Annotated in this window: 23 protein-coding genes; 10 read left to right on the top strand and 13 right to left on the bottom strand. The window is 65.6% G+C overall.

Annotated features, from left to right (window positions below; genetic code table 11):
* Positions 1 to 26 precede the first annotated feature (26 nt).
* Positions 27 to 1,250: a hypothetical protein gene (locus PA6_RS01970; RefSeq protein WP_021699187.1), complete on the top strand. Its 1,224-nt coding sequence runs from the start codon at positions 27 to 29 to the stop codon at positions 1,248 to 1,250.
* A gap of 97 nt (positions 1,251 to 1,347) precedes the next feature.
* Positions 1,348 to 1,887, top strand: a complete 540-nt coding sequence (locus PA6_RS01965) for a hypothetical protein (protein ID WP_021699186.1) — start codon at positions 1,348 to 1,350, stop codon at positions 1,885 to 1,887.
* Between the two features lie 50 nt (positions 1,888 to 1,937).
* On the opposite strand, the gene PA6_RS01960 is transcribed toward PA6_RS01965, so the two are convergent.
* On the bottom strand, positions 1,938 to 2,291 hold the full coding sequence (locus PA6_RS01960) for a YajD family HNH nuclease (RefSeq protein ID WP_021699185.1): 354 nt from the start codon (positions 2,289 to 2,291) through the stop codon (positions 1,938 to 1,940).
* Positions 2,292 to 2,375: 84 nt separating this feature from the next.
* Between PA6_RS01960 and PA6_RS01955 the strand changes: the two genes are divergently transcribed.
* Entirely contained in the window at positions 2,376 to 2,672 is a 297-nt protein-coding gene (locus PA6_RS01955) for a hypothetical protein (RefSeq protein WP_021699184.1), read from the top strand.
* Here the strand turns inward: PA6_RS01955 and PA6_RS01950 are convergent.
* The 3 genes from PA6_RS01950 to PA6_RS01940 all read right to left on the bottom strand — a co-directional run bounded on the left by PA6_RS01950 (position 2,656) and on the right by PA6_RS01940 (position 5,726).
* On the bottom strand, positions 2,656 to 3,081 hold the full coding sequence (locus PA6_RS01950) for a hypothetical protein (RefSeq protein WP_021699183.1): 426 nt from the start codon (positions 3,079 to 3,081) through the stop codon (positions 2,656 to 2,658). The genes PA6_RS01955 and PA6_RS01950 overlap by 17 nt on opposite strands.
* Before the next feature lie 3 nt (positions 3,082 to 3,084).
* Positions 3,085 to 3,615: a DUF4124 domain-containing protein gene (locus PA6_RS22370; protein ID WP_021699182.1), complete on the bottom strand. Its 531-nt coding sequence runs from the start codon at positions 3,613 to 3,615 to the stop codon at positions 3,085 to 3,087.
* 68 nt (positions 3,616 to 3,683) lie between these two features.
* The gene (locus PA6_RS01940) at positions 3,684 to 5,726 is read right to left on the bottom strand and encodes a S9 family peptidase (protein WP_021699181.1); all 2,043 of its coding nucleotides are present in this window, start codon (positions 5,724 to 5,726) and stop codon (positions 3,684 to 3,686) included.
* 106 nt (positions 5,727 to 5,832) lie between these two features.
* On the opposite strand from PA6_RS01940, the gene PA6_RS01935 reads away from it, so the two are divergent.
* Genes PA6_RS01935 through PA6_RS01920 form a run of 4 tightly spaced genes read left to right on the top strand, consistent with a single transcriptional unit; the run spans position 5,833 to position 8,088 of the window.
* Complete coding sequence (locus PA6_RS01935) at positions 5,833 to 6,315, top strand: hypothetical protein (RefSeq protein WP_021699180.1); 483 nt, start codon at positions 5,833 to 5,835, stop codon at positions 6,313 to 6,315.
* Between the two features lie 10 nt (positions 6,316 to 6,325).
* The gene (locus PA6_RS01930) at positions 6,326 to 6,769 is read left to right on the top strand and encodes an HIT family protein (protein WP_021699179.1); all 444 of its coding nucleotides are present in this window, start codon (positions 6,326 to 6,328) and stop codon (positions 6,767 to 6,769) included.
* A 3-nt stretch (positions 6,770 to 6,772) separates the two neighbouring features.
* Positions 6,773 to 7,552, top strand: a complete 780-nt coding sequence (locus PA6_RS01925) for a class II glutamine amidotransferase (RefSeq protein ID WP_021699178.1) — start codon at positions 6,773 to 6,775, stop codon at positions 7,550 to 7,552.
* Positions 7,553 to 7,554: 2 nt separating this feature from the next.
* Complete coding sequence (locus PA6_RS01920) at positions 7,555 to 8,088, top strand: DUF2937 family protein (protein WP_021699177.1); 534 nt, start codon at positions 7,555 to 7,557, stop codon at positions 8,086 to 8,088.
* A 46-nt stretch (positions 8,089 to 8,134) separates the two neighbouring features.
* Here PA6_RS01920 and PA6_RS01915 read toward each other — a convergent pair whose 3' ends face one another.
* The 3 genes from PA6_RS01915 to PA6_RS01905 all read right to left on the bottom strand — a co-directional run bounded on the left by PA6_RS01915 (position 8,135) and on the right by PA6_RS01905 (position 10,884).
* Positions 8,135 to 8,629 carry a PaaI family thioesterase gene (locus PA6_RS01915; RefSeq protein ID WP_021699176.1) on the bottom strand — a complete coding sequence of 165 codons (495 nt, stop codon included), beginning with the start codon at positions 8,627 to 8,629 and terminating at the stop codon, positions 8,135 to 8,137.
* Between the two features lie 86 nt (positions 8,630 to 8,715).
* Positions 8,716 to 9,894, bottom strand: coding sequence for a vWA domain-containing protein (locus PA6_RS01910; RefSeq protein WP_021699175.1), 1,179 nt, complete (start codon positions 9,892 to 9,894; stop codon positions 8,716 to 8,718).
* A 144-nt stretch (positions 9,895 to 10,038) separates the two neighbouring features.
* Positions 10,039 to 10,884, bottom strand: coding sequence for an AAA family ATPase (locus PA6_RS01905; RefSeq protein WP_021699174.1), 846 nt, complete (start codon positions 10,882 to 10,884; stop codon positions 10,039 to 10,041).
* 213 nt (positions 10,885 to 11,097) lie between these two features.
* On the opposite strand from PA6_RS01905, the gene cysK reads away from it, so the two are divergent.
* Together cysK and PA6_RS01895 are read left to right on the top strand one after the other, a co-directional pair.
* On the top strand, positions 11,098 to 12,072 hold the full coding sequence (cysK, locus tag PA6_RS01900; protein ID WP_021699173.1) for a cysteine synthase A: 975 nt from the start codon (positions 11,098 to 11,100) through the stop codon (positions 12,070 to 12,072).
* Positions 12,073 to 12,142: 70 nt separating this feature from the next.
* Positions 12,143 to 13,006, top strand: coding sequence for a LysR family transcriptional regulator (locus PA6_RS01895; protein ID WP_021699172.1), 864 nt, complete (start codon positions 12,143 to 12,145; stop codon positions 13,004 to 13,006).
* Between the two features lie 17 nt (positions 13,007 to 13,023).
* On the opposite strand, the gene PA6_RS01890 is transcribed toward PA6_RS01895, so the two are convergent.
* The 6 genes from PA6_RS01890 to PA6_RS01870 all read right to left on the bottom strand — a co-directional run bounded on the left by PA6_RS01890 (position 13,024) and on the right by PA6_RS01870 (position 19,681).
* On the bottom strand, positions 13,024 to 14,112 hold the full coding sequence (locus PA6_RS01890; protein ID WP_043216155.1) for an HPP family protein: 1,089 nt from the start codon (positions 14,110 to 14,112) through the stop codon (positions 13,024 to 13,026).
* Positions 14,113 to 14,241: 129 nt separating this feature from the next.
* A complete protein-coding gene (locus PA6_RS23280; protein WP_021699170.1) occupies positions 14,242 to 14,397 on the bottom strand; it encodes a hypothetical protein in 156 nt (51 codons plus the stop codon).
* Entirely contained in the window at positions 14,394 to 15,836 is a 1,443-nt protein-coding gene (ccoN, locus tag PA6_RS01885) for a cytochrome-c oxidase, cbb3-type subunit I (protein WP_021699169.1), read from the bottom strand. Before ccoN ends, PA6_RS23280 begins: the two co-directional genes overlap by 4 nt.
* Positions 15,837 to 16,127: 291 nt before the next feature.
* Positions 16,128 to 17,030 carry a DMT family transporter gene (locus PA6_RS01880; RefSeq protein WP_021699168.1) on the bottom strand — a complete coding sequence of 301 codons (903 nt, stop codon included), beginning with the start codon at positions 17,028 to 17,030 and terminating at the stop codon, positions 16,128 to 16,130.
* A 110-nt stretch (positions 17,031 to 17,140) separates the two neighbouring features.
* Complete coding sequence (locus tag PA6_RS01875; RefSeq protein WP_021699167.1) at positions 17,141 to 17,884, bottom strand: TorF family putative porin; 744 nt, start codon at positions 17,882 to 17,884, stop codon at positions 17,141 to 17,143.
* A 96-nt stretch (positions 17,885 to 17,980) separates the two neighbouring features.
* Entirely contained in the window at positions 17,981 to 19,681 is a 1,701-nt protein-coding gene (locus PA6_RS01870) for an amidohydrolase (RefSeq protein ID WP_081693920.1), read from the bottom strand.
* A 156-nt stretch (positions 19,682 to 19,837) separates the two neighbouring features.
* On the opposite strand from PA6_RS01870, the gene PA6_RS01865 reads away from it, so the two are divergent.
* Entirely contained in the window at positions 19,838 to 20,761 is a 924-nt protein-coding gene (locus PA6_RS01865; protein ID WP_021699165.1) for a LysR family transcriptional regulator, read from the top strand.
* Positions 20,762 to 20,764 lie beyond the last annotated feature (3 nt).

The following is a 20,764-nucleotide window of genomic DNA, read 5'->3' as shown; positions in this document are numbered from 1 at the left end:
TCAATCTCACCGCATGGAGCTTCTCGATGTCTGCCCGCCGCCCGCTGCTGACCGCAACCTTACTGCTTGGCATGAGCTCACCATTGTGGGCGGCCAAGCAGGTCGACCTGGACTATCGGGTGAAATTTCTGCCGGAGACTGATCAGGCCGAAGTCAGCCTGACTCTGGAAAAGGGCGAGGTCGTGCAGAAACTGGCCTTCAACCTGGGCAGCAAGGGCTACTACAGCGACTTCAGCGCCGATGGTACCTGGACCCAGGACGGCCCCGAGAGCGGCACCTGGTTACCGGGCAAGGGCAAGAGCAGCCTGACCTACAAGGTGCGCATCAGCCACCCGCGCGCCAATGACACCTTCGATGCGCGCATGACGCCGGACTGGGCCCTGCTGCGCGGCGATGACCTGGTGCCCAGCGCGCGCCTGAGCAAGGATGACAAGGTCGAGCTGGTCGCACGTCTGCAGTTCGAGCTGCCCAAGGGCTGGAACGGCATCGAGACCGGCTGGCCGAAGGTTGGCGAGAACAAGTTCCGCATCGACAACCCGTCGCGCCAGTTCGACCGGCCGACGGGCTGGATCCTGGCCGGCAAGATCGGCAGCCGCCGCGCCCAGCTGGGTGACACCGATGTGACCGTGGCCGCGCCGGTGGGCGAGGGCATGCGCCGCATGGACATCCTGACCCTGCTGACCTTCGTCTGGCCCGAGGCCCAGGCCGTGTTCCCGCGCGACCCGGCCAAGCTGCTGATCGTCGGCGCCAATGATCCGATGTGGCGTGGCGGCCTGTCGGCGCCCAACTCGATCTTCTTCCACGCCGACCGGCCGCTGGTCAGCGAGAATGGCACCAGTTCGCTGGTCCACGAACTGGTCCACGTGTTCAGCCGTATCCGCGACACTGACAGGAGCGACTGGATCAGCGAGGGCCTGGCCGAGTACTACGCCATCGAGCTGGTGCGCCGCGCCGGTGGCATGAGCGAGGATCGCTACCAGGCCATTCGCAAGAAGCTGATGGGCTGGAGCAAGAAGGTCGACAGCCTGCGCACCGACGACTCCACCGGGCCTGTCACCGCGCGCGCCGTACTGCTGCTGCAGGAGCTGGACCGCGAGATTCGCAAGAACACCGACAACCAGCGTTCGCTGGATGATGTCACCCGCGGCCTGATGCGTCTGGACAAGGCCAGCACCAAGGATTTCATCGAGATCAGCGAGAACGTCATGGGGCGTGGCTCCGAGGTGCTCGATAGCAAGCTCTTGCGCTGACTGGAGGGGCGTCACGCAACTGACACGGCGCGTTCATCGCGCCGTCACGGGACTGCGGCAACGTGCTCGGCCATTACAACAGCCACCAGGAGTTGCCATGTCCATCCTCAAACCCTTGTCCGTCGCCATGCTGGCCGCAACCCTCGCGGCTTGTGCCGCGCCCATGTCGGCTTCCAAGCCGGAGCCGCTGAACAACGAGGACTGGTACCAAGTCCGCAGCGAGACCCAGGTCATCCTGTTCGACGATCTGCAGGTGTTCAAGGATTACCTGGCCAGCGGCCAGGCGCCGTCCATGCGTACCCTCGAAGAAAAAGACGCCAATGGTCTCGAGGTGGTGCTGGCGCTGCGCGCCGAGGACCAGGGCAAGCCGCTGGACAAGATCGCCGCCTACCGCTTCTTCAAGGTGGCTCAGGTGCCGGCGCATCCCTTCTACGGCGAAGTGCGCCAGGATGGCTCGATCTACGTGTTCAAGCGCTACGGCGACATGCAGGACATGGTCAAGCTGGGTGAGCCGATCTTCCGCTACACCGACATCGGCAGCGGCCCGAACGGCCAGACCGTGACCTATGGCCTGCAGAAGGAAGAAGGCCGTCCGGACGCGACCATCGCCCAGTTCAAGAAGAACCACATGCTCTGATCGTTCGGCAGGCAGGAAGGCGCCCGCTCAGCTGAGCGGGCGTTTGCGTTTCAGGCGTCCGGTTTGCCCTTGAGCAGCGCTTCCAGGCCGGCCAGGGCCTTGTGCGTGACCTTGCTGGTCGCGCCGGCGGTGGCCGCTTCTTCTTTCTGGTAGTGCAGGTCGACCTGGCGCTGGTGCTCGTTGTCGTGGCAGTACAGGCACAGCAGCTCCCAGTTGGAGCCGTCTTCCGGGTTGTTGTCGTGGTTGTGGTCGCGATGGTGCACGGTCAGCTCGCTCAGGCGCTTGCCGCTGAACTCGCGGCCGCAGCGCCCGCAGATGTGCGGGTACATCTTCAGCGCCTTCTCGCGGTAACTGGTCTCGCGCCGGAGCTGGGCCTCGGCGAGGATCTGGTCGAGCTTGTTCATGCGGGTGCCTATGGTCGGTTGGCCGATGGTTGCCGGGGAAGGCTGCCAGAATAGAGGGAAAGCCCGAAAGGGTGGAGGCCCGTCATGCGCTCGTTGTATTTCTTCGCCTGTCTGTTGCTGCTGCCGGCTGCGCAGACCCTGGCCCAGCCGCCGGGCCTGCCCGGCACCGCTACGCCCCAGCCCTATGCCCAGCCGCAGATCCGCACCCTGCCGGCCGCTCCGCGCAACAGCCCACCGCTGCAGGTGCGGCCCGGCCAGCCTGCGCCGCGCTCGCCGCTGCTCGCGCCGCAGCCGCTCCCCCGGGATCAGCCGCTGCCGCAGCTGGATACCCGGCGCAACCCGCAGCCAGCCAAGCCGGCGGACGCTAGCGGCAAGCCCTGAGCGGCCGCAATGCCCAGAGTGGCAGCGCGATGGCGAGGGCGGCAGCGCTGTTGAGGTAGGCATGCAACCACAGGTCGAAATAGGCGGAGATGCTGCTGTCCAGCACACACCAGAGCAGCAGCGCGGCGAAGATCGTCGGCTTTATCTGCCAATGGCCATGTTGGCGGTAGAGCACCAGCAGCAGGCTGAACAGCAGGCCCCAGCTCGCCACGGTAGGGCCGAACAGGCCGACCATGGTGCGCAGCAGAGCCTGGTGCTCCGCCGAGGGTGGCGCTGCTGACACGCTGGCGTGCAGGTAGTCGAAATAGGCCTGGGTGAGCGGCAGGTGGACGGCGAAGGCCAGCACCACACCCAGCACCACGTGGCTCAGGCCGACCAGGAGCAGCCAGCGATAGAGCAGGGTCTGCATGGGCTAGAGATTCTTCAGGGCGCTTTCCAGCGCGCCCGAGCAGACCATGATGCCGGCGCCCTGGGACAGGCATTCGAAGCGCTCACGGTCCTTGCCCTCGCTGGCCAGGCAGTTCTGCACGGTGATGTGTTTCCTGGCCTCGTCCAGCCCCTTGATGGCCTGCTGGTACTGATCGCCAGTGATCTTGCCGTCCTGCTTGCGCTCGCGGGCGATGTCCTTGAGGTTGGGAATGTCGATGCCGGTCCAGCGGATGGCCTCGTTGCACATGGCCTTGGCCGAGGGCGCTTTCTCCTGGTGTGCCGCCGTGCTGGCGTCGCCCTCGCTGCTTTCCGGCTCGGCGGCCACCACGGCAGGCTGCTGGCCGTCGCTGTTGTAGCCCTGGCGGATGGTGACCGTCTCTACCGGCTGCTGCGGCGTAGGCGGCTGACTGCCGAAATGCTTCTGGCCATTCTCGTCGACCCAGGTGTAGACCTGGGCCTGCAGTGGCAGAGCGCAGCAGAGCAGCAGTGCGGGGAGAAACTGGCGGCCAGACATTCCGAATTCCTTTTGCAGAGTTGGGCGCAGGCACGATAAACAGGCGTCCGGCGCTTGCCAAGTGAGGCTTAGCGGTCGGTCACCCCCAGCACCTTGAACAGGAAGGCGTACTCCAGCGCCACATCCTTCAGCGCCTGGTAGCGTCCGCTCATGCCGCCGTGGCCGGCGCCGAGGTCGGTCTTGAGCAACAGCAGGTTGTTGTCGGTCTTCAGTTCGCGCAGGCGGGCCACCCACTTGGCGGCTTCCCAGTACTGCACGCGGCTGTCGTTGTAGCCGGCCACGGCGAGGATTGCCGGGTAGCCCTGCGCGCGCACGTTCTCGTAGGGCGCGTAGCCCTTGATGCGCGCGAATACTTCCGGCTGGTTGGGGTCACCCCATTCGTCGTACTCGGTCACCGTCAACGGCAGGTCGGGGTTCTGCATGGTGTTGAGCACGTCGACGAAGGGCACCTCGGCGATGGCCGCGGCAAACAGCTCGGGCCGCTGGTTGAGCACCGCGCCGATCAGCAGGCCACCGGCGCTGCCGCCGCTGATGGCGAGCTGCTTCGAGGTGGTCAGACCCTCGGCGACCAGCTGTTCGGCGCAGGCGATGAAGTCGCCGAAGGTATTGGTCTTATGTTCCAGCTTGCCGGCGCGGTACCAGGCTTCACCCAGTTCGCCGCCACCGCGCACGTGGGCGATGGCGAAGACGAAGCCGCGTTCCAGCAGGCTGAGGCGCGCATGGCTGAACCAGGGGTCGAGGCTTTCGCCATAGGCACCGTAGCCATACAGGTAGAGCGGGGCGGGAGCGCCTGCGGTTAGCACTTCGCGGCGCGCCACCAGGCTGATCGGCACCTGCGTGCCGTCGGCCGCCGTGGCCCAGAGGCGGCGGCTCTCGTAGGCATCAGCATCGAACGGGCCTTCCACCGGGGTCTGCTTGAGTACCTTCTGCGCGCCTGTGGCCAGCTCCAGCTGGCGCACCTGCGCCGGGCGGTTGAGCGCCTCGTAGCGCAGGCGGATCACCGGGCTGTGGAACTCCAGGCTGTCCTGCACATAGAGGCTGTAGGCGGCATCCGGCAGCTGCACCGGGTAGGGCGCGCGGCCCTGCGGATGCACCTCGATGATCGGCAGGCCACCTTCGCGCAGGCTGAGGACGAAGGCGTCCTGGTTGAGACTGACGCCTTCCAGCATGCGTGCGTTGTCGTGCCCGATCAGCTCGCGCCAGTGCTCGCGGCTCGGCTGTGTCTCGCTCGCGGCATACAGGGCGAAGTTGATGCCGGCCTGGTTGCTGCGCACGAACCAGGTCCACTGGCCGTCCAGCAGGCCGTGGTCGACGTCGTACTCGTGGTCCTCCTGGCGTGGTGCCAGGCAGCGGAATTCGCCAGCGGGCGTGTCGGCATCCAGCACCCAGGCCTCGCCGGTGGTCTTGCTGCCCAGGCTGAGCACCAGTTGGCGCTCGGAGCTGGTGCGATGACAGCTGAGGAAGAAGCGTCCGTCGGCTTCCTCGAACACCAGATCGGCGCCTTCGCTGCCGAGCGCATGGCGATACAGGCGATGAGGGCGGTGGGTGTCGTCCAGGGTGACGAAGAACAGGGTCCGGCTGTCGTTGGCCCAGGTCATCTGGCCGTCGCAGTCGTCGAACGGCAGCTCGTCGATGTGGCCGTCGCCGAGGTCCTTGACGAACAGGCGGTAGATCTCGTCGCCGCTGGTGTCCAGGCTGTAGCCGAGCAGGCGGTGGTCCGGGCTGATGGTGAAGGCGCCGAGGGCCAGGTAGCCGTCACCGGCCAGGGCGTTGGGGTCGAGCAGCAACTGCTCGGCGTTCTCATCCACGCTCAGCGAGCCGTCGGCCGGGCGCGGGCAGCGGTAGTGGCGTGGGTATTCGTCGCCGGCGGTGGTGCGCTGGTAGTACAGCCAGGGGCCCCAGGGTACCGGTAGGGACAGGTCGGTCTCGCGGATACGGCCCTTGATCTCCTGGAACAGCGTCTCGCGCAGCCCGGCCTGCTCGGCCAGTTGCGCCTCGAGGTAGGCGTTCTCGGCCTTGAGGTGCTCGAGCACCTCGGCGCTGTCGCGCTGCTCCAGCCAGCGGTAGGGGTCGGCGCCGGCTTCGCGGCGGGTAATCGGGGCGTCGGTCATCGCGCTTCTCGGCTTTCGGTTGCGGCTGGGGCGACCACGGGGAGGCGCAGGTCGCGCAAAAGCCGTTATCATAAGCCCCCCTCAGCCGGCCAAGCCACGACACACCATGACCGAACAAGACTATCTGCTCGCCTGGGGCCTCTACGCGATCGCCGCGCTGGGCTGCCTGCTGGTGTGGTTCCGCATGACCGGCTGGATCTGGCGCTGGCTGCGCGAACCGCTGCGGGTGGTGGTCGCGGTACTGCTGCTGACCCCGACCATCGTCGATCCGGCCAAGGAGCTGTTCGCTCCGGCCATCGCCATCACCGCGCTGGATCTGCTGTTCAAGGTGGGCAACAACGCCTGGCGGGCGGTGGCCGACCTGGCTATCTACGGCTTGATCGCGCTGGCGGTGTGGCTGGCTTTCGCCGGCCTGCGCTGGCCGATCGAGCGCTGGTGGCAGGGCCGTCGCGGCTCAGCGGATCAGGCCGCCGCGGCAGCGGACGAACCGACCCTGCGCGAGTTGATGGACCGTGACGAGCGTTTCGACGCCGATACCCGCCTGGATGCCCAGGGCGATCGGCGCCTGCGTATCGAACCGCGCCTGTGAGCCCCGGCGCATGAGCTGCGTGTTCTGCGCCATTGTCGACGGCCAGCTGCCGGCCCAGGTGATCCATGAGGACGAGCATTTCGTCGTGCTGCTGGATATTTTCCCGCTGCGCCCCAGTCATGTGCTGATCGTCGCCCGCGGCCACGCGCCTTTTCTCGCCGACCTGCCGGCCGCGCCGCGCGAGGCGCTGCTGGCCCTGGCCGACCGGGTCGGCCGCGCGCTGTACCGCAGCGATCCTGCCGTGCTCGGCATCAACCTGCTGATCAACGACGGTCCTGCGGCCAACCAGCATGTGCCGCACCTGCATCTGCACCTGATTCCCCGGCGTGTCGGCGACCTGCCGGCGCTGTGCTGGCGCACCCTCACGCGCTTCCTGCCGCTTGGCCGCAAGCGCATCGAGGCGCGCCTGGCGGGCGAGGCCGAGCGCCTGCGCGCGGCGCTGGCGGAGGGCTGAGGCATGTGCGAACTGCTCGGCATGAGCGCCAACGTGCCCACCGATATCGTGTTCAGCTTCACCGGGCTGATGCAGCGCGGCGGCGGCACCGGCCCGCACCGTGACGGCTGGGGCATCGCCTTCTACGAGGGACGTGGCCTGCGCCTGTTCCAGGACCCGGCGGCCAGCGTCGACTCCGAGGTGGCGCGCCTGGTGCAGCGCTATCCGATCAAGAGCGAGACGGTGATCGGCCATATTCGCCAGGCCAACGTCGGCCGCGTCTGTCTGGCCAACACCCATCCCTTCGTCCGCGAGCTGTGGGGGCGCAACTGGTGCTTCGCCCACAATGGCCAGCTGGCCGGCTTCGCCCCGCGCTTCGATTTCTACCGCCCGGTCGGCGATACCGACAGCGAGGCGGCCTTCTGCGACCTGCTCAACCGGGTGCGCGGCGCCTTCCCCGAGCCGGTGCCGGTCGAGGTACTGTTGCCGGTGCTGGTGCAGGCGGCGCAGGAATACCGCGGCAAGGGCGTGTTCAACTGCCTGCTCAGCGACGGCGACTGGCTGTTCTGCTTCTGCTCGACCAAGCTGGCGCAGATCACCCGCCGCGCGCCCTTCGGCCCGGCGCGCCTGAAGGATGTGGACGTGACGGTGGACTTCCAGGCGGAGACCACGCCCAATGATGTGGTGACCGTGATCGCCACCGAACCCTTGACCGATAACGAACGCTGGAACCTGCTGCGCCCGGGCGAGTGGAGCCTGTGGCGGCGCGGCGAGCGCATTGCCCAAGGACAGATGGGGGAGTGAGGATGTTCAGAAGTTACCTGCGACTGCTGGTATTCGCTTTCGGCCTGCTGGTCGGCGTGCAGGTGCCAGGCCTGGTCGACGACTACGGCAAGCGCGTGGCCGCCCAGCGCGCCGAGTCCGAGGAAAGCCTGCTGGGCTTTCGCGAGACCGCGGCACGCTTCTTCAACGCCGACCTCAACGCCCTGGTCGCCCATTACCGCGCCAGCACCGACGAGGTCATGCGCAGCGACGCCGACAGCATCGCCCACCTGGTGAGCCGCTCCGAGCTGCTGGAAGCCGAGTGGCTGGCCATGCAGGGGCCCTGGTACGCCCAGGCCTGGCACCTGGCCACGGCGGCTGATCGCGAGATCCTGCAACAGACCCTGGATGCCTACAGCTACCAGGTACTGCTGGCGCCCCAGGCCATCGCCTGGGCGCTCGGCGTCGGGCTGCTGCTGGCCTGGCTGGTCGAGCTGCTGGCGCTGGGCCTCGGCTGGACCCTTGGCATTGGCCGCAAGCACAGGACCATCGCCTACGAGAAGCGCCACTGGCGCTGACATGAAAAAGGCCCCGCGCGGGGCCTTTTCTTTGTTCGTGGTGCCGTCAGCTGTCGCGACCGTGGGCGGCGGCAGCCAGTTGCCCGGTATCCACCCGCACGAAGACCGAATCGCCGATGGCGGTGAGCACATCGCCGGCGTAGATCTCGCAGATCACCTGGGTCTTGCGCCCCACCTCGCCCTCGACCCGCGCGCGCAGTTGCAGCGGTACGCCCATGGGCGTCGGCTTGATGTACTTGATGCCGAGGAAGCCGGTGACGCAGTCGATGCGCGGCAGGCTGCCGGGCTCGCGGCCCTCGGCTCGGTAGTGGTAGGCCATGGCCGTCCAGTTCGAATGGCAGTCCACCAGCATGGCGATCAGCCCGCCGTAGACCAGGTCCGGCCAGCCGCAGTGCATGGGGTCGGGCAGGTGTTCGGCGACGACGTGGATGCCGTCCTCGTGCCAGCGGCTCTTGACGTGCAGGCCGTGCGGGTTGCGGCTGCCGCAGCCGTAGCAGACGCCTTCGGGGGCGGCGGCGTCCTGCAGGGAAATGTCGTGCATGTTTGGCTCGTTGCGAAGGGATAACGGGCCAAGCCTAACGGCTTTCGCCACAAAGCAGAACGGGCCCTGCGGGGCCCGTTCATTGGTCACTTGGAAAGGAAGCGCATCCCTTCCTCCAGCCCCCGCAGCGTCAGCGGGTGCATCTGATCGTTGATCAGCTCGCGGACGATGTTGGTGGAGGCCGTGTAGCTCCAGGCGTCCTTGGGATAGGGGTTGATCCAGATGAGCTTCTTGTACTTGTCCATGAAGCGTTTCATCCAGACGTAGCCGGCTTCCTCGTTCCAGTGCTCGACGCTGCCGCCGGGCTGGGTGATCTCGTAGGGCGCCATGGCCGCATCGCCGACGAACACCACTTTCCAGTCCGGGCCGTACTTGTGCAGCAGGTCATTGGTGGAGTAGCGCTCGCTGGTGCGGCGCAGGTTGTTCTTCCACACGCTCTCGTAGATGAAGTTGTGGAAGTAGAAGTACTCCAGGTGCTTGAACTCGGTCTTGCAGGCCGAGAACAGCTCCTCGCAGACCTTCACGTGCGCATCCATCGAGCCGCCGATGTCGAACAGGATCAGCAGCTTGACCGTGTTGCGCCGCTCCGGGCGCATCTGGATGTTGAGCAGGCCGGCGTCCTTGGCGGTGTGATCGATGGTGCCACCGAGGTCGAACTCTTCCGCCGCGCCTTCGCGGGCGAACTTGCGCAGGCGGCGCAGGGCTACCTTGATGTTGCGCGTGCCCAGTTCGACCTGGTCGTCGAGGTTCTTGTACTCGCGCTGGTCCCACACCTTGGCGGCCTTGCCCTGGCGCTTGCCGGCGTCGCCGACGCGGATGCCTTCCGGGTTGTAGCCGCCGGAGCCGAACGGGCTGGTGCCGCCGGTGCCGATCCACTTGTTGCCGCCGGCGTGGCGTTCCTTCTGTTCTTCGAGGCGTTTCTTGAACTCCTCGATCAGCTTGTCCAGGCCGCCCAGGCTCTGGATCTGCGCCTTCTCTTCTTCGGACAGATGGCGCTCGAACTCCTTGCGCAGCCACTCCTCGGGGATCAGCGCCTCGATGTGTTCGTTGAGGTTTTCCAGGCCCTTGAAGTAGGCACCGAAGGCGCGGTCGAACTTGTCGAAGTGGCGCTCGTCCTTCACCAGGATCGCCCGGGCGAGGTAGTAGAACTCGTCCATGTCGGCGAACACGACGTTGTGCTTGAGCGCGTTGATCAGGTCGAGCAGCTCGCGCACCGACACCGGTACCTTGGCCGCGCGCATTTCATTGAACAGGTTGAGCAGCATGGCTGCGGACCTCTAGGCATGTACGGACAGTTCCCTCTCCCATTCATGGGCGAGGGTTAGGGAGAGGGTCCGGCAGGCAACACCGAGTCGCCCGGCAATCCCTCACCCCCGGCCCCTCTCCCAAGGGGAGAGGGGAGACAAACTTCAGCGCCCGGCGCGGCGCGCCATAAAGGCCAGACGCTCGAGCAGCTGCACGTCCTGCTCGTTCTTCACCAGGGCACCGGCCAGCGGCGGGATGGCCTTGGTCGGATCGCGCTCGCGCAGCACGGCCTCACCGATGTTGTCGGCCATCAGCAGCTTCAGCCAGTCGACCAGCTCGCTGGTGGAAGGCTTCTTCTTCAGGCCCGGCACCTTGCGCACGTCGAAGAACACGTCCAGCGCCTCGGCCACCAGCTCGCCGCTGATACCCGGGTAGTGCACGTCGACGATCTTCTTCAGGGTCTCGCGGTCGGGGAAGGCGATGTAGTGGAAGAAGCAGCGGCGCAGGAAGGCGTCCGGCAGTTCCTTCTCGTTGTTCGAGGTGATGATGATGATCGGGCGCTGCTTGGCCTTGATCGTCTCGTCGGTCTCGTAAACGTAGAACTCCATCTTGTCGAGTTCCTGCAACAGGTCGTTGGGGAACTCGATGTCGGCCTTGTCGATCTCGTCGATCAGCAGGATCACCCGCTCCTCGGACTCGAAGGCCTCCCACAGCTTGCCCTTCTTGATGTAGTTGCGAACGTCGTGGACTTTCTCCGAGTTCAGCTGCGAGTCGCGCAGGCGGCTGACCGCGTCGTACTCGTACAGGCCCTGATGCGCCTTGGTGGTGGACTTGATGTGCCAGGTGATCAGGCGGGCGCCGAAGGCTGCGGACAGCTGCTCGGCCAGCATGGTCTTGCCGGTGCCCGGCTCGCCCTTGACCAGCAGCGGGCGCTGCAGGGTGATGGCGGCGTTGACCGCGAGCTTCAGGTCGTCGGTAGCGACGTAGGACTGAGTGCCTTCGAACTTCATCGTGTCATCCTCGAACGGTAACGCGCGGGCGGCGCCCGGCACGGCGAACAGCTGAAAAGCCCAATATACCCCGCGTGCCGGCGCACTGTGAACGCAGACGCGCCATTCAGTCACTGAATGGCGGGTCACCCGCTCAAGGTCAGCGGCTGGACGCCCGCGCGGCCTGGGCATAGGCTTGGCGGTCTCGTTCCTGCCTGCACAAGGACTTCCGTCATGAGCCGCATCTATTCCGACAACGCCCAATCCATCGGCAACACGCCGCTGGTGCAGATCAACCGCCTGGGGCCCAAGGGCGTGACCATTCTGGCGAAAATCGAAGGGCGCAACCCGGGCTATTCGGTCAAATGCCGGATCGGCGCCAACATGATCTGGGACGCCGAGTCGCGCGGCGTGCTCAAGCCGGGCATGACCCTGGTCGAGCCGACCTCGGGCAACACCGGCATCGGTCTGGCCTTCGTCGCCGCCGCCCGTGGCTACAAGCTGATCCTGACCATGCCGGCGTCCATGAGCCTGGAGCGGCGCAAGGTGCTCAAGGCCCTGGGTGCCGAGCTGGTGCTGACCGAGCCGGCCAAGGGCATGAAGGGCGCCATCGCAGAGGCCGAGGCACTGGTTGCGGCCAACCCCACGACCCACTTCATGCCTGCGCAGTTCGACAACCCGGCCAACCCGGCCATCCACGAGAAGACCACCGGCCCGGAAATCTGGAACGATACCGACGGTGCGGTAGATGTGCTGGTGGCGGGCGTCGGCACCGGTGGCACCATCACCGGTGTGTCGCGCTACATCAAACAGCAGCGTCACAAGCCAATCCTCTCGGTGGCGGTGGAGCCGATCGCCTCGCCGGTGATCAGCCAGGCGCTGGCCGGCGAGGAAATCAAGCCCAGCCCGCACAAGATCCAGGGCATCGGTGCCGGCTTCGTGCCGAAGAACCTCGACCTGTCCATCGTCGACCGCGTCGAGCAGGTCGGCGACGACGAGGCCAAGGCCATGGCACTGCGCCTGATGCAGGAAGAGGGCATCCTCTGCGGCATCTCCTGCGGCGCCGCCATGGCCGCCGCCGTGCGCCTGGCCGAGAAGCCGGAGATGCAGGGCAAGACCATCGTGGTGATCCTGCCGGACTCGGGCGAGCGCTACCTGTCGAGCATGCTGTTCAGTGATCTGTTTACCGAGCAGGAGTTGCAGCAGTAAGTCTATCTCCGGGCCGGATCGGCAGTGCCGGGCGCTATAATCGCGCCTTCTTGGTAAAGCGGTACTTCCGATGTCTGTCGATCTGGCCCGTACCTTTCTTGAAATCACCCGCTGCGGCAGCTTCGTCGGTGCGGCGGAGCGTTTGCACCTGACCCAAACGGCCGTCACCGCGAGGATCCAGAGTCTGGAAAGTCAGCTCAACTGCAGCCTGTTCGTACGCAACCGGTCCGGTGCGAAGCTGACGCCCAACGGTGAGGCCTTCGTCGATTTCGCCAATCGTATGGTATTGGCCTGGGAGGCGGCACAGCAGGAACTGCCATTACCTGATGACTGTGCTGAGATACTGCATATCGGGGCCGAACCGAGTCTGTGTAATCCACTGATGCTGCGTTGGGTTTGCGCGTTACGCCAGACGATGAACAAGCATGCCGTGCACAGCCATATTGGTGAGGGCAGCAACCTGGTACATCGCCTAGAGCAGGGCGGGCTGGATGCCGTGTTGGTCTACCAGCCCCTGTACTGGCCGGGCATGCAGGTTGAGTTGCTTATGGAAGAGCGCCTGGTGCAGGTGCGCAATCCACGCCAGCCGCTGCCTTATGTCTACGTCGACTGGGGTGAGGACTTTCGTCAGCGCCACAACGCGGCGTTGCCTGGCTATGCACGCCCGGCCGTGAGCTTCAATCTGGGGCCGTTGGCCCTGCAGTACATTCTGGATGTCGGCGGCTGCGGTTATTTCCGTCGGCGGGTGGTGCAGAGCCATGTGGATAGCGGTCTGCTGGAGTGGGTGGAGCAGGCACCGGAGTTCACCTATCCGGTCTATCTGGTGTATCCCCGCGAGCGAAGCTCGACGGCGCTACTCCAGGCACTCGATACCCTGCGCCAGGTAGCCGGAGCCGACAGCGACTGGTCGCAGCGCTGGGATCCGATGATCTGAAAGGGCTATTCCCAGAGTCAGCCCAGTCGCTCCAGAACGTCGCGCTGTAACGCGGCGATCAGGTCAGTCTGGGTGATGATGCCGATCAAGCTGCCGTCCTCCAGTACCGGCAGGCAATGCAGCCCCTGGCTGGATAGCAGGGGTATCAGCTCTACCACATGGGCTTTGCTGTCGATATAGCGCACCGGGCTGCTCATCAACTCCGCCACCTTGATGCTGCGCCGGGGTCGCAAGGAGAACCGACGGGTATCCTGTGTCTGGCTGATCAGGTCCACCAGGCTGACGATGCCGACCAGGCGCTGGCCGTCGAGCACCGGCAGGCTGCGCAGGCGATGGTGACGCAGCATCTCCAGAGCCTGCTCGCGCGTCGTTTGTGGCGAGACGCAACGCAGGTCCCGCGACATGATCTGCTCCACCAGCATCGAGCCCATGTTGCGTTTGAGGGCTTGGCGCTCGGTGGCGTGGATCAGGTGCGCCAGGTCCTCGCGGGTAATGTCGACGAACTCACCGAACTCTTGCAGGGCTTGGTCGAGGTCGGCTGTGGAGATGCCGACGCGATAGGTCGGTAACGGGTCGCGGGTGTTGTGCAGGTCGGTACGCTCGGCACGGTTCGGATAGCGCACTCCCGTGAGGTTGTTGTAGATCAGTGCGCAGATCAGCAGGCAGGTGACTATGCCAAGGATCGGCAGCAGCAACATGAAGCCCTGCTGGCGGACGAGGTCCTCGCTAAGCAGCAGGCACAGCGTCAATCCGCCTGCCGGCGGGTGTAGACAGCGCAGTACGCTCATCGCCAGCAGGCTAATGCCCAGGGTCATGGCGCTGGTCATCAATGAGAAGCCCAGGTAATGGCTCGCGCCGATAGCGATCATGGATGCGCTCAGGTAACCAGTCAGCACCGACCAGGGCTGGGCCATGGTTCCTGATGGCACGGCGAACAGCATGATGGTGCTGGCAGCCAGCGGGCCGTACAGGTGCATGAGTGTCTGCTCGGGAAGCAGTTGTAGACCGAGCAGCAGGCTCAGCGAGAGGCCGCTTACGGTGCCGATGATGACGCGGAGCCACTCGCGTGGTGTGGTGGCTGCCATCGCCGGGGCTAACCAGGCCAAGTGGTTTTTCCGGGAGTTTTGAGCGTTCATGCTTTTGCGCTTCAGTTGAATAAAAAGAGTCTCCCCGTTGAGCGGTGAGACTCGAATGCGCTTTGTGAGCGCTAGGAGCGCCCGTCCCTGGGCTAGGAGTCAGGCGTTCAGAGCGCCAGATTCAGCAGGCTTGGGCTCTTCCGGTATTTCATCGGCGAAGGGTAGGAGGGCGGCCTGTTGCAGTTCATCGGCCGGCAGGGACAGGGCGCGCACAGAGATCCACGTAACCAATAGGCTCAGGGCGAAAAAGATCACGAGGCATACTCCTTCAGGTGGGCCGGATGGACTTCAGCGGCACCAGTCCTAATGGTTCGCCAGCAGTTCCAGGCCATCAGCAGCATGCCACTGGCGAACACCGCGCCTCCCGCCAGGCGCACCACATAGCCGAAATGACTGGCTTCCAGGGCCTCGACGAAGGAGTAGGTGAGGGTGCCGTCCTCGTTCACCGCGCGCCACATCAGGCCCTGAGTGATGCCGTTGACCCACATGGCGGCGATGTACAGCACGGTGCCGATGGTGGCCAGCCAGAAATGCGCGTTGATCAAGCCGATGCTGTGCATCCGCTCGCGCCCCCATAGCCTGGGGATCATGTGGTAGAGGGTGCCGATACTGATCATCGCGACCCAGCCCAGCGCGCCGGCATGGACGTGCCCGATGGTCCAGTCGGTGTAGTGCGACAGCGAGTTGACGGTCTTGATGGCCATCATCGGACCTTCGAAGGTGCTCATGCCATAGAAGGCCAGGGACACCACAAGAAAGCGCAGGATCGGGTCGGAGCGCAGCTTATGCCACGCGCCGGAGAGGGTCATCATGCCGTTGATCATGCCACCCCAGGACGGTGCCAACAGAATCACCGACATCACCATGCCCAGCGTCTGTGCCCAGTCGGGCAGGGCTGTGTAATGAAGATGGTGAGGACCGGCCCAGATATACAGCGCGATGATGGCCCAGAAGTGCACGATGGACAGGCGGTAGGAGTAGATCGGACGTCCTGCCTGTTTGGGCACGAAGTAGTACATCATGCCGAGAAAGCCCACCGAGAGGATGAAACCGACCACGCTGTGGCCATACCACCACTGGATCATCGCATCGGTAGCGCCGGAGTATAGCGGGTAGGACTTCAGTGCGGTCACCGGCAAGGCCAGGTGGTTGATCACGTGCACCATGGCCGTCACCACGATAAAGGCGCCATAGAACCAGTTGCCCACATAGATGTGGCGGATCTTGCGCGCAGCTATGGTGCCGAAGAACAGGTAGGCGTAGGCAACCCAGACGATGGTCACCCACAGAGCGATCGGCCATTCCATCTCGGCATACTCCTTCGAGGTCGTGTAGCCGAGCGGGTAGCTGACCACCATCGCCACCATCGCGGCCTGCCAGCCCCAGAATACGAAACTGGCCAGGCTGTCGGAGATCAGGCGGGCCTTGCTGGTGCGCTGCACCACATAGAACGAGGTCGCGAACAGGGCTCCGCCACCAAAGGCGAAGATGACCAGGTTGGTATGAATCGGGCGGATGCGTCCAAAGCTGAGCCAGGGCAAGCCGAAATTGAGCTCGGGCCAGACCAGTTGCGCGGCGATGAATACGCCCATGCTCATGCCGAGAATGCCCCACAGTAGGGTCATCAGGGTGAACTGGCGGACGACGGTGTAGTTGTAGATTGGAGCGGGGAGGGCGTCTTCAGGAGAAATCATTGCCGGAGATCCATTGCACGCTACGGGGCATCGAAAGGCCTGTCAGGACGGCTTGCCGGACTAGCCCCGGAGCGGGGCGTCGGAATGGGCGAACGTGGTCCTGAACTCTCGTGAAGTTCAGGGTGCCGGCTGACAGGCTGGCGTAGTGTGTGGAACCCGAATACTCAAGACAAACTAATAATATTGAGCGATAGCATCATAAAAAATGAACTAATCACAGCTCCTCAACATATCTTCTCGCAGGTAAAGACTTAAGGCCTTGATGGGCGTCAAGACCGGGCAAGGGGGAGATCAGGCGTTACGCCTGCTGGCGATAGGCGCGGTCTGACGCACCACCAGCCACAGCGCCACACCGATCAGCAGGCAGCCGGGCAGGTAGTCCCAAGTCAGCGGTTCGCCCAGCAGCAGGGCGCCCCACAGTACGCCGAAGGGCGGGATCAGGAAGGTGGTGGTGCTGGCCTTGATCGGCCCGATGTCGGCCAGCAGGCGGAAGTACAGGACATAGGCGAAGGCGGTGCAGACCAGGCCCAGGCCGGCCAGCGACAGCCATACCGTGGGCCCGCCCCAGCTGGTGGGCGGCTGCCAGGCCAGGCTGCCGGCGAACAGCGGCAGCTGGAACAGGCTGGCACCGACCAGGCTGGCGAAGGCCACCAGGCGGTTGTCTAGGCCCAGTGGGCCGATCCAGCGGCGGGTGAGGAAGCCAGCGAAGCCGTAGCAGGTGGTGGCCACCAGGCACGCGGCAGCGCCCAGCAGCAGCGGCAGGTCGAAGTCCACCGGGCCGGTGCGGGTCAGCACGGCCACGCCGAACAGGCCGAGCGCCACGCCGGCGGCCTTGCTTGTGGTCAGCCCCTCGCTGAAGAACAGCGCGCCGATCAGTACGCCCATCAGCGGCGTGGTGGCGTTGAAGATCGACGAGTAGCCGGCCGGCAGCACCAGCGCTGCCAGGCAGTACATCACCGAGGGCAGGCCGGCGTTGATCACGCCGAGGATCAGGCAGGCGCGAAACTTGCCCTGATAGTTCCACAGCGGCCGCATCAGCAGGAGGAAGGCCAGCAGGCCGAGGGCGCCGAGGCTGGCACGGAAGAAGGCGGTCGGCAGGCTGCCCAGCACCGGCACGGCGATGCGCATGAACAGGAAGCTGGCGCCCCAGATGGCGGCGAGCAGCAGCAGGCGGAACAGGTCGGCGGCGTTCATCAACGGCTCCAGGCAGGAGCCGCCAGATTACGCCGCCCGGCAGACGGCGCAATCCGCAGCTGACTTTCAAATCGGCCGTACAGATGCATTCGCACGGCCGTGGTCATGGCTCAGAAGGTCTTGCTGGCGCTGACCACCAGGTCGGCGCCGCACAGGTCTTCGTAGCCGGTGAAGCTCAGGCACTCGGCATCGGACAGGTCGGTATCGACATAGCTGAGGCCCCAGGTGATGCCGGCCAGCTCGCGGTTGAGCGAGACCTGCCAGTTGTCGTAGTCCTCGCGCGAGTCGCTGTAGTCGGCGTTGAAGAACACCCCGTCCTTGTAATCGACGTTCTCCCAGCGCAATTCCAGGCCGATCTCCAGCGGCAGCTGGGTGCGGTAGCCGGCGTAGCGGCTGAAGGCGGTGTCGTCGGTGTCGTGGGAATGCTTGCCGCCGACGAAGAAGCCGTAGGCCTCCAGCGTCAGGTAGATGTCGCTGCCGTTGAACTGGCCTTCGCCGGGGAAGGTGTAGTGGTTGTAGTAGGTATCCAGGCTGATGGCGTCGGTGATCTGCCAGTAGTAGCCGAGGTAGTAGTCGATCTCCTGGCGGGTGCCGAAGCGGTCGTCGTTTTCCCAGTCGTAGCCGAAGTCGACGTTGCTGGTCCACACCCCGGCGTACAGGCCGCTGGCGTGGCTGAGCATCAGGTCGAGCTGGGCGGCGGGGTCGCCGAGGGTCTGCGAGATGCCGCTGTTGCGGTAGTCGCTGTAGATTCCCGGGGTGATGGCCAGGGCGAACTGCTCGTTGAGTTCGATGGCCTGGGCCTGCAGGGTGCCGCCGGCCGCGATGGCCAGGGCGAGAAGGTGCTGGATGCGCATGGAAGAGCCTTGTGTTGTGGTTGTTAGGTCGGCAGTTCGAAGGCGAACCGCTCCGCCGCGCGCCGCAGGGCGCACGGTGAAGGCGGCGGATGGGTCTTATTCGGCGTGTGCGATGGTGGCGCCGGCCTGGTACACCGGCTTGCCGGCGAACCAGGTCTGCAGCACCCGGGTGTCGAACAGCTCGGCGTCGCTGACCGTGAAGATGTCGCGGTCGAGGACGATCAGGTCGGCCTGCTTGCCGGGCGCCAGCGAGCCGATACGGTCCTCCAGGCGCAGGGCCTTGGCGGCATTGATGGTGTAGGCACGCAGCATGGTTTCACGGTCGATGCTCTCGGCGGCGTTGAGCACGCCGAGCGGGCCTGTGCGGGTGCTGGCCTGGGCGATGGCGTTCCACGGGTTGGGACTGGACACCGGCCAGTCGCTGGCCCCGGCGATGGTGGCGCCGGCCTTGTGCAGCGAGCGCGCCGGGTACTGGTAGCGGTAGGCGAAGGCGCTGACGTAGGGCTTGACCAGCTCCTCGGTGTAGCTCTCGGCGGTGGCCCACAGCAGCTGCATGGAGGCGATTACGCCGAGCTCCCTGAAGCGCGCGAACTCCTTGGGGTTGACCAGCTGCAGGTGGGTGATGCTGTGCGGCAGCGCCTTGGCATTGTGCTGGCGGGCGTACTGCACGGCATTCAGCGACTCCCGTACCGCCCTGTCGCCGACCGCATGCATGTGCACGATCCAGCCGCGCTGCTCGGCCGCGACCAGCAGCGGGCCGAAGCCCTGCGGGTCGATCAGCAGCTGGCCCTGCTTGTGGCTGTTGGTGTACGGGTCGATCACCGCGGCGGTCTGCCCCGGATATTCGAGGATGCCGTCGACGAACACCTTGAGGCCGGGGAAGGTCAGGTTGGGCACGCCTTCGAACTGGCGCATCACCTCGGCCTGCACGGCGAGGTCCTCGGGCTTGCTCTGCGGGTGGGTCAGCAGCAGGGCGGCCACGTGCACGTTCAGCTCGCCTTTCTCGGCCAGCTCGCGGTACAGCGGCAGCACGCCGAGGTCGCGGGTGGTGGGGCGCATCTCGAACAGCGACTGCTCGCCGCCGCCATTGGCCGCGGCATCCATCCAGGCGGTGACGCCCACCTCCAGGTTCAGGCGCACCGCCTCGCGGGCGGCCTTCAGCATCAGTTCATGGGAGGGTTTGGGCAGCTGGCTGCGCACCCGGTCCCAGCCGGTTTCGCTGAGGTAGCCGGTGGGTGTCAGGTCCGCCTCGTGCTCGATGTAGCTGGCTTCCTTGGCGTCCAGGGTCTTGATCAGCGCGGCGTCGATGCCGACGCGCCGCAGCATGGCCTGGTTGGCCCAGCCGGTGTGGCCGTCGATGCCGTCCAGCACCAGCGGCTGCTCGGCCCAGCGGCCCTGGTTGAAACGCTTGGCCAGCGCGCGGCTGTCCTTCCAGTAAGCCGAGCTGACGCCGCTGATGGCGATGATGTCGTCCAGGCGCGCGGTGCCGGCCGCGTCCTGCGCGAGGATCCACTGTTCCAGTTCCGCCAGCGGCTTGACCTCGTCATAGAGGTTGGCGCGCAGGCTGGCCAGGGCGCCCATCACCGGGTGGCTGTGGGTGTCGATCATGCCCGGCATCAGCACCTTGCCGGCCAGGTCGATGCGCTGGGTGCTGGCGTCGGCCAGGGCGAGGATGGCCGCGTCGCTGCCGACCTGGAGAATCCTGCCGTCGTCCACGGCGATGGCCTGGGCCCTGGGCTGGCTGGCCTCGGCGGTAAACACCTGGCCGTTGTAAAGCACTATGTCGGCGGCGGCCATGGCTTCCAGGGTGGAAAAAGCTAGTGCACTTGCCAGTAACGCTCTTTTCACAGCAGACCCCTTGTTTTTATTGATCTGCCGGCGAGACTAGCGAGCATGGGGGACGGGCAGAATGGCCTGTTCGCGCAAAATCCTTTTGCCTGGTAGGAAACGACCATGGACAAGTTCAGTGCCCTCGGCATGTTCGTCGCCACGGCCGAGCAGGGCAGTTTCAGCCGCGCCGCCGAGCTGCTGGGCAAGACGCCTTCGGCCCTGACCAAGGCCGTCGGCCACCTGGAGCGCGAGCTGGGCGCGCAGCTGTTCGAGCGCAGCACCCGGCGCATCGTGCTGACCGAGGCTGGGCGCCTGTATCTGGACACCGCGCGCCAGGTGCTGCAGCGCCTGCACGAGGCGGGCGAGGAAATCGGCCAGCTGCAGCACGGCCTGCACGGCAGCCTGCGGCTGACCGCGCCGCTGGCGTTTGGGCAGGCCTTTCTCGATCAGGTCTGTGCCGGCTTCCTGACCGAGTACCCGCAGATTCGCCTGCGCGTCGACCTGTGCGACGACTTCGTCGACCTGGTCGAGGCCGGTTACGACCTGGCGCTGCGCGAGGGGCCGAGCGACCTGCCGGGGCTGATCGCGCGGGTGGTCGGCAAGAACCGCATCTGCCTCTCCGCCAGCCCGGCGTACCTGGCGCGCAACCCGCTACCGCTGACGCCGCAGACCCTGGAACAGCACGACTGGCTGATGTACGCCCACCCGGCGCTTGGACGCGACGGCTGGTGGGTGGTGCGCGACGGCGTGCGCATCCGCCTGCCGCACCCGCAGCGGGTGCGCCTGGAGAGCGACAACTACGACCTGCTACTGGCCAATGCCGTGGCCGGCAACGGCGTGCTGCACACCCCGCTGTGGAGCGTTGCGCCTCATCTGGCCGATGGCCGCCTGGTGCGGCTGATGGCGGACTACCAGATCGAGCCGGACGCCTTCGGCGAAGACATCCTCGCCGTCTATCCCAGCCACCGCCGTGCCACCGGCAAGGTGCAGGCCTTCATCGATTACCTGCAGCGATTTCTGGCCTTCACCCTGGAGGCTGACCGCTAGGGT

The organism is Aquipseudomonas alcaligenes NBRC 14159 (assembly GCF_000467105.1).
Taxonomy (GTDB): Bacteria; Pseudomonadota; Gammaproteobacteria; order Pseudomonadales; family Pseudomonadaceae; genus Aquipseudomonas; species Aquipseudomonas alcaligenes.
This window is presented reverse-complemented; position numbering and strand designations above follow the sequence as displayed.

Excerpts from the sequence above, each read along its gene's own strand:
- PA6_RS01970 (WP_021699187.1), top strand. The coding sequence starts at position 27 with ATGTCTGCCCGCCGCCCGCTGCTGACCGCAACCTTACTGCTTGGCATG.
- PA6_RS01965 (WP_021699186.1), top strand. The coding sequence starts at position 1,348 with ATGTCCATCCTCAAACCCTTGTCCGTCGCCATGCTGGCCGCAACCCTC.
- PA6_RS01960 (WP_021699185.1), bottom strand. The coding sequence starts at position 2,291 with ATGAACAAGCTCGACCAGATCCTCGCCGAGGCCCAGCTCCGGCGCGAG.
- PA6_RS01955 (WP_021699184.1), top strand. The coding sequence starts at position 2,376 with ATGCGCTCGTTGTATTTCTTCGCCTGTCTGTTGCTGCTGCCGGCTGCG.
- PA6_RS01950 (WP_021699183.1), bottom strand. The coding sequence starts at position 3,081 with ATGCAGACCCTGCTCTATCGCTGGCTGCTCCTGGTCGGCCTGAGCCAC.
- PA6_RS22370 (WP_021699182.1), bottom strand. The coding sequence starts at position 3,615 with ATGTCTGGCCGCCAGTTTCTCCCCGCACTGCTGCTCTGCTGCGCTCTG.
- PA6_RS01940 (WP_021699181.1), bottom strand. The coding sequence starts at position 5,726 with ATGACCGACGCCCCGATTACCCGCCGCGAAGCCGGCGCCGACCCCTAC.
- PA6_RS01935 (WP_021699180.1), top strand. The coding sequence starts at position 5,833 with ATGACCGAACAAGACTATCTGCTCGCCTGGGGCCTCTACGCGATCGCC.
- PA6_RS01930 (WP_021699179.1), top strand. The coding sequence starts at position 6,326 with ATGAGCTGCGTGTTCTGCGCCATTGTCGACGGCCAGCTGCCGGCCCAG.
- PA6_RS01925 (WP_021699178.1), top strand. The coding sequence starts at position 6,773 with ATGTGCGAACTGCTCGGCATGAGCGCCAACGTGCCCACCGATATCGTG.
- PA6_RS01920 (WP_021699177.1), top strand. The coding sequence starts at position 7,555 with ATGTTCAGAAGTTACCTGCGACTGCTGGTATTCGCTTTCGGCCTGCTG.
- PA6_RS01915 (WP_021699176.1), bottom strand. The coding sequence starts at position 8,629 with ATGCACGACATTTCCCTGCAGGACGCCGCCGCCCCCGAAGGCGTCTGC.
- PA6_RS01910 (WP_021699175.1), bottom strand. The coding sequence starts at position 9,894 with ATGCTGCTCAACCTGTTCAATGAAATGCGCGCGGCCAAGGTACCGGTG.
- PA6_RS01905 (WP_021699174.1), bottom strand. The coding sequence starts at position 10,884 with ATGAAGTTCGAAGGCACTCAGTCCTACGTCGCTACCGACGACCTGAAG.
- cysK (WP_021699173.1), top strand. The coding sequence starts at position 11,098 with ATGAGCCGCATCTATTCCGACAACGCCCAATCCATCGGCAACACGCCG.
- PA6_RS01895 (WP_021699172.1), top strand. The coding sequence starts at position 12,143 with ATGTCTGTCGATCTGGCCCGTACCTTTCTTGAAATCACCCGCTGCGGC.
- ccoN (WP_021699169.1), bottom strand. The coding sequence starts at position 15,836 with ATGATTTCTCCTGAAGACGCCCTCCCCGCTCCAATCTACAACTACACC.
- PA6_RS01880 (WP_021699168.1), bottom strand. The coding sequence starts at position 17,030 with ATGAACGCCGCCGACCTGTTCCGCCTGCTGCTGCTCGCCGCCATCTGG.
- PA6_RS01875 (WP_021699167.1), bottom strand. The coding sequence starts at position 17,884 with ATGCGCATCCAGCACCTTCTCGCCCTGGCCATCGCGGCCGGCGGCACC.
- PA6_RS01870 (WP_081693920.1), bottom strand. The coding sequence starts at position 19,681 with ATGGCCGCCGCCGACATAGTGCTTTACAACGGCCAGGTGTTTACCGCC.
- PA6_RS01865 (WP_021699165.1), top strand. The coding sequence starts at position 19,838 with ATGGACAAGTTCAGTGCCCTCGGCATGTTCGTCGCCACGGCCGAGCAG.